This window comes from Dyella sp. (assembly GCF_051954575.1).
In the GTDB taxonomy this organism is placed as follows: Bacteria; Pseudomonadota; Gammaproteobacteria; order Xanthomonadales; family Rhodanobacteraceae; genus Dyella_B.
In genome coordinates this window covers 1-8,665 of sequence record NZ_JBQCHP010000161.1, presented here as the reverse complement: position 1 = coordinate 8,665, position 8,665 = coordinate 1, and the positions used below count along the sequence as shown (strand labels likewise).

Below are 8,665 nucleotides of genomic sequence, written 5' to 3'. Positions count from 1 at the left end.
GTCCGCCACTCGCCACCCATCGTATTGCTACGACTGTGCTGCCGTTCGACTTGCATGTGTTAGGCATGCCGCCAGCGTTCAATCTGAGCCAGGATCAAACTCTTCACTTAAGTTTTCGAATGTCCGAAGACACTCTATCTTTCTGAAGCGTTGTCCTAACCGTAAAACGTCAAGCTTTTGAATTGACTCTTAGGTTGGACGCTTGCATTGGTTGGACAGTCATCCAGCCACCGCAAGGCGCCCACACAAGTCACCTGCGCACACTGTCAAAGATCAATCACTTGCAACCTTCTCTTGAAGATCGCCCCGAAGCATTTCGTCCCGGGTGAGCCGCCCATTCTACATCCCTTCAAGCTTCCGTCAACACCCTTTGCGATGAATCTTTTTGCTGGGGAGTTGCCGTGCGCGAGAGGTGCGTCGGCGGGGTGGCGAATATTAGGGAGTGCCTGCCGATCTGGCAAGCGGTTTCAGCAAAATATTTTTCAGCATGCGGCGCGCCGTCGTTCGCGCCGCATGCCAGCGCCGACATGCTCAGGCTTGCTTGAGCAGCACGCGTGCGAAGTTGCGCTTGCCTACCTGCAGTACTGCTTCGAAACCAGGCGCGAAATGGCGTTGCGCATCCTCCACTACTTCTGCATCGATGCGCACGGCGCGCTCCTTAAGCTTGCGGTTCGCTTCGGAGTTGCTGGCGGTGAGGCCCGCAGCAGTAAGCAGCGCAGGCAGACGCAAGCCTTCCGCAGGCACAGCGATTTCGGTCAGCGGCAACAGGCTCGTATCGCCTTCGCCGCGCACTACCGCGTGCCAGCCGGCAATCGCCTGCTCGGCTGCCTCGGCATTGTGGAAACGCGTCGCCAGTTCGCGCGCCAGGCGCAACTTCGCATCACGCGGATTGAGCTGGCCGCTCGCCACGTCACGCTTCATCTGCGCCAACTCATCCAGCGAGACGTCGAAGCTCAGCAGCTCGAACCAACGCCACATCAGTTCATCGCCGATCTTCAAGGTCTTGGTGACGATGTCGATTGCCGGCTCGTTGATGCCGATGTAGTTGCCCAGCGACTTGGACATCTTGTTGACGCCGTCCAAGCCTTCGAGCAGCGGCATGGTGAGCACGATCTGCGGCGGCTGGCCGTGATGCTCCTGCAGTGCGCGGCCCATCAGCAGGTTGAACTTCTGATCGGTGCCGCCAAGCTCCACGTCGCACTTGAGCGCCACCGAGTCGTAGCCCTGCACTAGCGGATAGAGGAATTCGTGGATCGCGATCGGTTGCTGCGAGGCATAGCGCTTGGCGAAATCGTCGCGCTCAAGCATGCGCGCAACCGTGTGCTGCGCCGCGAGCTTGATCATGTCGGCGGCAGTCATCTGCCCGAACCATTCGGAGTTGAAGCGCAGCTCGGTCTTGTCGCGGTCCAGCACCTTATAAACCTGCTCGGCATAGGTTTCGGCGTTGGCCAGCACGTCTTCGCGGCTGAGCGGCTTGCGCGTGACGTTCTTGCCGGTGGGATCGCCGATCATGCCGGTGAAATCGCCGATCAGGAAGATCACGGTGTGCCCGAGATCCTGGAACTGGCGCATCTTGTTGAGCAGCACGGTGTGCCCCAGGTGGAGATCCGGCGCTGTGGGATCGAAGCCCGCCTTGATGCGCAGCGGCCGCCCGAGCTTGAGGCGTGCGGCCAGCTCTTCCTGCTTGATGATTTCGTCGGCGCCGCGCGCGATGGTGGCCAGCGCCTGCTCAAGCTCGCTCATGTAGTTCCTCGTTGATGTGATTGCCTAGACAGCCAAAAAGGTGATCGCGGCCGTCAATGGCGTTAATTGTGCGTTAACCGGAAACCGCGCGCAAACCCTTGATGCGAAAGGCATTGACGCACTTTGCACAAGCTGGTTATGGTACGCCCTCATTGTTAGTTTGTAACTGCGGGGGGCGCAGTAGTGATGGCACATAAGAAGAAGAAGGTCGATTAGCGATGGCTCAAAGCAAGCAAGATCCGCGCATCGCACGCAAACTGGCCATTCGCCGCAAGGCTCAACGTCGCCACTCCCACTTTTACCAACGCTGCGCCCATTGGTCGTTCAATCGACAGCCGGGCGGTGAGCAGCCGCCTATCCATTGGCACCGCGAACGCTGGATGCTCGCAGCCACGGCGCTGCTGATCACCGTGCTTTCGGGCTTTCTGATTCCCGCATGGGCGACGGCGATGAAGCCGACCGCCGTGCAGCCGGTAGAACACACGCTGATGCCGCTCGCCTTGCCCAAAGTGGTAGCGCCCACGCTCAAGGCACCGGCGGTGGAAGATTGGCGCGTCGTGCAAGTGCGTCCCGGACAAACGCTCGCCGATATCTTCCAGAGCCAGGGGTTGAGTCTTTCCGATTTGCAGCGCGTGGTGGATAACGCCGGCGATGCAAAGACCGCTCTGCACAATATCCGTCCTGGCCAGGAATTCGATTTCCTGGTCGGCCGCAACCACAATCTGGAAGGCATTCGTTTCGACAAGGACGAATCCACGCGCGCCGTCATTCGCCTCGATGGCGCCACGCCCAGCATGAGCATGGTTGCGCGTTCGGTGGAAACGCGCGAGCAGATCGCCCACGGCGTGATCGACGATTCGCTGTTCGCCGCCGCCAACAAGGCGGGCCTTTCCAATGCGATGGTCATCAAGCTGGCCGATCTGTTCAAGTACGACATCGACTTCGTGCAGGATCTGCGCGTGGGCGACAGCTTCACGGTCATCTACGACACGGTGTATCGCGATGGCGCCTATTTGCGCGAAGGCGATATCGTCGCGGCCGAATTCGTCAACCAGGGACAGCGCTACACAGCCTATCGTTTCAAGCGCGCCGACGGCACCTATGGCTGGTTCAGCGAAGACGGACGTCCGATCCAGAAATCCTTCCTGCGCATTCCGGTGGATTTCACGCGCATTTCCTCGCCCTTCAGCGCGGCACGCATGCATCCGATCCTTGGCCTTATGCGCGCGCATAAAGGCGTGGACTATGCGGCGCCCAGCGGCACGCCCATCCATGCCGCCGGCGACGGCGTGATCAAGTTCCGCGGCTGGATGAATGGCTACGGCAATTTCGTGATCATCCAGCACAACGGCCAGATCAGCACCGCGTACGGCCATATGTCGCGCTTTGCGAACGAACGCGTGGGCCAGCACGTGCATCAGGGCGATGTGATCGGCTACGTCGGCATGACCGGCCTGGCCACCGGCCCGCATCTTCATTACGAATTCCGCGTCAACGGCGTTCAACGCAATCCGCAGACCGTCACCCTGCCCAAGCCCGAGCCGCTGCCTGGCGCACAACTGGCGCAGTTCAAGAACGGCGTGGTGAAGCCGCAGCTGGCGCGGCTGATGGAGATCGACAACAACTACAAGCTCGCGCGCGCCAAGTCCACCACGCGCAGCGATGACTGAGCGCGTGGCTGATGCCGCAGGGCTCTATGTAGGCCTGATTTCCGGCACCAGCGCGGACGGCATCGACGCCGCGCTGGTGCGCTTCGACGACCACCAACCGCGGCTGGTGCATGCCTTGACGCATGCGTGGCCCGAGGCGCTGCGGACGCAGATCCTGCGCGTCGCGCAAAGCGAAACCACGCTCGATCTCGATGCATTCGGACGCCTGGATGTAGCCATCGGCCACAGCTTCGCGGACGCCGTCGACACGTTGCTCGCACAAAGCGGCACGCTCGCATCCGCAGTGCGTGCCGTTGGATCGCATGGGCAGACGATTCGACATCGACCCACTGGCGAACATCCGTTCTCGTTGCAGATCGGCAATGCGGCAGTGATCGCCGAACGCAGCGGCATCGACGTGGCGGCGGATTTCCGCAGCGCAGATGTCGCGGCCGGTGGCCAGGGCGCGCCACTGCTCCCTGCCGTGCATGCAATGCTGCTGAACACGCCTGGTCGCACGCGCGTCGTGCTCAATCTGGGCGGCATTGCCAACATCACGGTGCTCTCCGCCAAGGGTGATGTGTTCGGCTTCGACACAGGGCCGGCCAATGGATTGATGGATGCGTGGTGCCTGCGTCATCGTGGCGAAGCATTCGACCGTGGCGGCGCGTTCGCAGCGAGCGGACAGGTGCACGAAGCGTTGCTCGCGGAGTTGCTGCGCGATCCTTACTTCCCGCTGCCGCCACCCAAGAGCACCGGACGCGAACATTTCCATCTGGCCTGGCTGGATGCGCGCCTGCACGCGGTATCGCTGGCGCCGGAAGACGTACAAGCCACCTTGCTCGAACTGACCGCGCGCAGTATCGCGATGGCGATCGATGCGCACGCCAAGGATGCTTTCGATGTACTGGCTTGCGGCGGCGGCGTGCACAATCCGGTGCTGATGCAGCGCCTGCGGCAGCTGCTGCACCCTCGCGAATTAGCTAGCACGGCGGACTACGGCGTCGATCCGGATTACCTGGAAGCCACCGCCTTCGCCTGGCTGGCGCGGCAACGGCTGCTTGGCCTGCCGGGCAATCTTCCCGCGGTTACGGGCGCGAAAGGCTATCGCGTGCTCGGGGCGCTGTATCCGGCCCCGCGCGACGCGCGCTGATCACTCCAGCAATTCGCTGACCTGCGCGCTGGGCGCAAGCTGTTCCGAACGCGCCATGGCCAAGGCCTGCACGGCTTCCTGGAAGGCCGCGCGCTCGCTGGCATCCCAGTGCCCGCCAAAAGAAAGGTCGGACGGTTCCAGCAGATTCTCGGCGAGCATGCCGTTGTTTTCCGCTACACCCAGACCCTGGCGCAACGCCTGCAGCACTACATCGTTGATCGACCACTGGCGCGCCTTCGCCAGCAGCTTGATGCGCTCTGCCATCAATCGATCAATGTGACGAATCATCAAATCCGGCATAGGACGGTCGCTCCGCTACACACTGCCCTGTGTACCGATCCTCGCCAACTGCATCGTCGCCTGCAATCACCATCGCGGCGATTCGTGGATCAGTTCGCAGTCGATGTGTGAGCGTTTTCAGCTCTTTCTTAGCTTGAGGGGACAGCCATCGGATCAAAACGTCGCCAGAGACAAGCGAACAGCAGCATCGCCGGCAGCACCGAACACACGGTTATCACGAAATAGCCGCCATAGCCGGCGCTGGCGACGATGCCGCCGGCGAAAAACCCGAGCACCTTGCCGGGCAGGTTCACCAAGGAGCTCAGCAGCGCATATTGCGTGGCCGTGTGCTGGCGATTCACCAGCAAGGAAAGGAACGCCACCGTGGGTGGCCCCAGCATGCCTTCGAAGAAATTCTGGCCGGAGATGGCCAGGGTCAACATTGTCAGCTGGCCCTGGTGGCCGAGCAGCAGGATATAGAGCAGATTGCTGATCGCGCCCAATACGATGCATACGCCCAGTGATCGCCATGCGCCCCAGCGCGCCACCGCCGCGCCGCCGGCAAAGGCGCCGAGGATGCTGATCCAGATGCCGTAGATCTTGGTGACCGCGCCGATTTCCGTCTTGGAAAAACCCATGTCGCGATAGAACGGCCCCATCACGCCGCCGATGATCGCCTGCTCCGGAATCTTGAACAGCAGGATGAACACCAGCGTCAGCAGCGCCAGCGCCCAGCCGTAGCGCTTGAAGAAATCGGTGAAAGGATCGAGCACGCTTTCACGCATCGCTTCCCGCCATGACGCGGGCAGAGCGCGGCGTACGTCCGGTTCGCGCATGACTAACGTGGTGACCACCGGAATCGCCATCGTCACTGCCATCAGCGCGTAGATCTCGCTCCAGCGGATGTGATCGGCCAGGATCAAGGCCAGCGCGCCGGACACCAGCAGGCCGAGCCGATAACCCAGCGCATAGGTCGCCACCAATGCGCCTTGCGCAGAAGGCGGCGCGATCTCGATGCGGTACGCATCCACGGCAATATCCTGCGTGGCGCCCATGAACGCGACGAACAAGGTGGCGGCGACGAACAACGGCAGTTGCTGCGGAGTAAGCGCCGCCATGACGAGCAGTCCGGCAATCACCCCGAGCTGCGCCAGCAGCAGCCATCCACGGCGCTGGCCGAGCCGCGTGAACAGCGGCAGCCGCCAATGATCCAGCAAGGGCGCCCATACGAACTTGAACGCGTAGGTCATGCCGGCGCTGGCGATCATCGTGATGTCCTTCAACACGATGCCGTTTTCCTTTAGCCAGAACGACAAGGTGTAGGACACCAGCAGGAACGGCAGGCCGGAGGAAAAGCCCAACAGGCACATCGTCCACGCGGCGGGCTGCGAGAATGCCTGCCACACGGATGGCTTGCGCGCGGCCGAAGCCTCCGCTTCAGTCGGCATAGTCGACCGTGTATGGCGCGTGGTCGGAGAAGCGTTCGTCGCGATAGACCGAGCAATGCTTGAGCCGCTTTTGCAGCGACGGCGTCACGATCTGGTAATCGATGCGCCATCCCACGTTGTTTTCGCGTGCGCGGCCGCGGTTGGACCACCAGGTGTATTCCACCGCCGTCGGCTTGATCGCACGGAAGCTGTCCACCCAGCCGCGCTTGTCGATCAGGTCGTTGAGCCAGGCGCGTTCTTCCGGCAGGCAGCCGGAATTCTTCTGGTTGGATTTCCAGTTCTTGATGTCCAACTCGCTGCGCACGATGTTCCAGTCGCCGCACAGCACGTAGTCGCGTCCGCTCTTGAGCCACTTGTCGAAGATCGGCGCCAACCAATCCATCGCCTTGAACTTGAACTGCTGGCGCTCTTCGCCTGACGAACCCGAAGGCACGTACAGCGAAACCACGCTGAGATTGCCGAAACGCGCCTCGATGTAACGCCCTTCGTTGTCGAATTCATCCCAGCCCAACTGCGTGAGCACCTTGTCCGGCTCGCGCTTGGCGTAGATCGCCACACCGCTGTAACCCTTCTTGCTGCTGGCGTCGCGATAGAAGCAGTGGTGCCCGTCGGGACGGAACATCGGATCGGCCAACTGGTCTTCCTGCGACTTGGTTTCCTGCAGGCAGACCACGTCGGCGCGCTGCTGGCGCAGCCATTCGAAGACACCTTTGGTCGCGGCGGAACGGATGCCGTTGGCGTTGAGGGTGATGATGCGCATGGGCGTTCCTCGTGGGGACGGGCCATGATAGCAATCGAGCATGGCGCGAGGGACGCGCTACCATGACGCATCCTGTCCCCGACACCCTTATGTCCATGCACGATTACCAGCGCGACTTCATCGAACTCACCCTGCAACGCGACGTGCTGCGCTTCGGCCAATTCACGCTCAAGTCCGGCCGCGTCAGCCCGTATTTCTTCAACATGGGCCGCATCGATTCCGGCGCCGCGCTCGCCCGCCTCGGCCGCGCCTACGCGGCGGCCGTGGTCAATTCCGGCCTGCAGGTGGACATGCTGTTCGGCCCGGCCTACAAGGGCATTCCGCTGGCCGCCGCCACCGCCATCGCGCTGGCCGAGCAGCACGGCCGCGACCTGCCCTGGGCCTATAACCGCAAGGAGGCGAAGGACCACGGCGAAGGCGGCGTGCTGGTCGGCGCGCCACTTACCGGCCGCGTGTTGATCGTGGACGACGTGATGACCGCCGGCACCGCCGTACGCGAGTCGCTGGCCCTGATCCGCGCCCAGGGCGCCACGCCCTCCGGCGTGCTGATCGCGCTGGATCGCCAGGAGCGCGGCCAAGGCGAGCTTTCCGCCGCGCAGGAAGTAGAGCGCGACTACGGCATTCCGGTGGTCGCCATCACCAGCTTCGGCGATGTACTGGCCTACGTCGGCGAACGGCCCGACCTGGCCGAGCAGCACCCGCGCATGCTGGCCTATCGCGAACACTACGGCGTCCGCGCCTGAGCTGTCCCGCGCTGCCAGTGAACCCTGTCACGTTGGCGCACTCTAGACATCGAGCGTGTCAAAAGCGGTGGTTATACTGGGTCGAGAAGGGGGAAACCATGCGTCGACTCGCGCTTAGCGCATCCATCATCGTGTCGCTTGGCCTGGCTGGCCTGGCGGTCGCCCAAACCACGCCCGGCGGTGTCCGCTACCGCTGGGTGGATGCCAGCGGGCTGCCCCATTACAGCGACAGCCTCACCGAGGACGCCCTCAAGTACGGCTACGACGTCATCAACAGCAGCGGCATGGTGACGGTGCACGTGCAAAAGCAGCTCACGCCGGCCGAGCGTGCTGCCGCGCAAAAGAAGGCCGACGAGATCGCGGCGCAGAAGCGCGCGCTGGAAGAACAGAAGAGCAAAGACCTCTTGCTGCTGAACACCTATCCGGACGAAGCCGCGCTCAAGAACGAGCAGCAACAGGTGCTGGAAAACCTGGACGAACAGATGAAAACCACGCGCGTGAACCTGCATAGCCAGGATGCCGCGCTCACCGACTTGCTCAACCGCGCCGCCGACGAGGAGCGCGCGAAAAAACCCGTGCCGAAGTTCCTCAACGATCAGATCGCCGCGCAACGCAATGTCGTGGCCAACGAGCGCGCCTTGCTCGAACGGCAAAAGGCGACGCGTGACACCACGGTGCAGCAGCAGGCGCAGGAGCTGCAGCATTTTCGTGAGTTGAAGGCGGCGGAGAAGGCCGATCGCGGCTATTGACACGTAATCGCATGGACTCGCCCCCGCTCCGATAAGGCCTCTGGGGCCAGCGGAGGAGAGTAAAACTCTTCACCGTCCTGTAATGAGCGAGGGCGAGTCATGACCAAGCGTACTCCTGTTGTCGAAGCGAACGAATTGGCG

Annotated in this window: 9 protein-coding genes and 1 rRNA gene; 4 read left to right on the top strand and 6 right to left on the bottom strand. The window is 62.4% G+C overall.

What is annotated here, in order from left to right:
• The 3 genes from ACTHNE_RS19360 to tyrS all read right to left on the bottom strand — a co-directional run.
• Window positions 1-110 (bottom strand): 16S ribosomal RNA (locus ACTHNE_RS19360); the annotation flags it as partial.
• 239 nt (window positions 111-349) lie between these two features.
• Window positions 350-529, bottom strand: coding sequence for a hypothetical protein (locus tag ACTHNE_RS19355; protein WP_440270074.1), 180 nt, complete (start codon window positions 527-529; stop codon window positions 350-352).
• Between the two features lie 2 nt (window positions 530-531).
• On the bottom strand, window positions 532-1,743 hold the full coding sequence (gene tyrS / locus ACTHNE_RS19350) for a tyrosine--tRNA ligase (RefSeq protein ID WP_440270073.1): 1,212 nt from the start codon (window positions 1,741-1,743) through the stop codon (window positions 532-534).
• A 218-nt stretch (window positions 1,744-1,961) separates the two neighbouring features.
• Between tyrS and ACTHNE_RS19345 the strand changes: the two genes are divergently transcribed.
• The gene (locus ACTHNE_RS19345; RefSeq protein WP_324937164.1) at window positions 1,962-3,413 is read left to right on the top strand and encodes an OapA family protein; all 1,452 of its coding nucleotides are present in this window, start codon (window positions 1,962-1,964) and stop codon (window positions 3,411-3,413) included.
• Window positions 3,406-4,545, top strand: coding sequence for an anhydro-N-acetylmuramic acid kinase (locus ACTHNE_RS19340; RefSeq protein ID WP_440270072.1), 1,140 nt, complete (start codon window positions 3,406-3,408; stop codon window positions 4,543-4,545). Before ACTHNE_RS19345 ends, ACTHNE_RS19340 begins: the two co-directional genes overlap by 8 nt.
• On the opposite strand, the gene ACTHNE_RS19335 is transcribed toward ACTHNE_RS19340, so the two are convergent.
• The 3 genes from ACTHNE_RS19335 to ACTHNE_RS19325 form a co-directional block, all read right to left on the bottom strand.
• Window positions 4,546-4,809 (bottom strand): hypothetical protein, encoded by a 264-nt coding sequence (locus ACTHNE_RS19335; RefSeq protein ID WP_324945364.1) that lies wholly within the window; start codon window positions 4,807-4,809, stop codon window positions 4,546-4,548.
• Between the two features lie 164 nt (window positions 4,810-4,973).
• Window positions 4,974-6,272: an AmpG family muropeptide MFS transporter gene (locus tag ACTHNE_RS19330; RefSeq protein ID WP_414649766.1), complete on the bottom strand. Its 1,299-nt coding sequence runs from the start codon at window positions 6,270-6,272 to the stop codon at window positions 4,974-4,976.
• The gene (locus tag ACTHNE_RS19325) at window positions 6,262-7,032 is read right to left on the bottom strand and encodes an exodeoxyribonuclease III (RefSeq protein ID WP_440270071.1); all 771 of its coding nucleotides are present in this window, start codon (window positions 7,030-7,032) and stop codon (window positions 6,262-6,264) included. The genes ACTHNE_RS19330 and ACTHNE_RS19325 overlap by 11 nt, the downstream gene beginning before the upstream one ends.
• A gap of 95 nt (window positions 7,033-7,127) precedes the next feature.
• Here ACTHNE_RS19325 and pyrE point away from each other — a divergent pair, with 95 nt between their 5' ends.
• Complete coding sequence (gene pyrE / locus ACTHNE_RS19320) at window positions 7,128-7,775, top strand: orotate phosphoribosyltransferase (RefSeq protein WP_324946791.1); 648 nt, start codon at window positions 7,128-7,130, stop codon at window positions 7,773-7,775.
• A gap of 98 nt (window positions 7,776-7,873) precedes the next feature.
• Window positions 7,874-8,524, top strand: coding sequence for a DUF4124 domain-containing protein (locus ACTHNE_RS19315; RefSeq protein ID WP_440270070.1), 651 nt, complete (start codon window positions 7,874-7,876; stop codon window positions 8,522-8,524).
• Window positions 8,525-8,665 lie beyond the last annotated feature (141 nt).

Excerpts from the sequence above, each read along its gene's own strand:
- ACTHNE_RS19355 (WP_440270074.1), bottom strand. The coding sequence starts at position 529 with ATGTCGGCGCTGGCATGCGGCGCGAACGACGGCGCGCCGCATGCTGAA.
- tyrS (WP_440270073.1), bottom strand. The coding sequence starts at position 1,743 with ATGAGCGAGCTTGAGCAGGCGCTGGCCACCATCGCGCGCGGCGCCGAC.
- ACTHNE_RS19345 (WP_324937164.1), top strand. The coding sequence starts at position 1,962 with ATGGCTCAAAGCAAGCAAGATCCGCGCATCGCACGCAAACTGGCCATT.
- ACTHNE_RS19340 (WP_440270072.1), top strand. The coding sequence starts at position 3,406 with ATGACTGAGCGCGTGGCTGATGCCGCAGGGCTCTATGTAGGCCTGATT.
- ACTHNE_RS19335 (WP_324945364.1), bottom strand. The coding sequence starts at position 4,809 with ATGGCAGAGCGCATCAAGCTGCTGGCGAAGGCGCGCCAGTGGTCGATC.
- ACTHNE_RS19330 (WP_414649766.1), bottom strand. The coding sequence starts at position 6,272 with ATGCCGACTGAAGCGGAGGCTTCGGCCGCGCGCAAGCCATCCGTGTGG.
- ACTHNE_RS19325 (WP_440270071.1), bottom strand. The coding sequence starts at position 7,032 with ATGCGCATCATCACCCTCAACGCCAACGGCATCCGTTCCGCCGCGACC.
- pyrE (WP_324946791.1), top strand. The coding sequence starts at position 7,128 with ATGCACGATTACCAGCGCGACTTCATCGAACTCACCCTGCAACGCGAC.
- ACTHNE_RS19315 (WP_440270070.1), top strand. The coding sequence starts at position 7,874 with ATGCGTCGACTCGCGCTTAGCGCATCCATCATCGTGTCGCTTGGCCTG.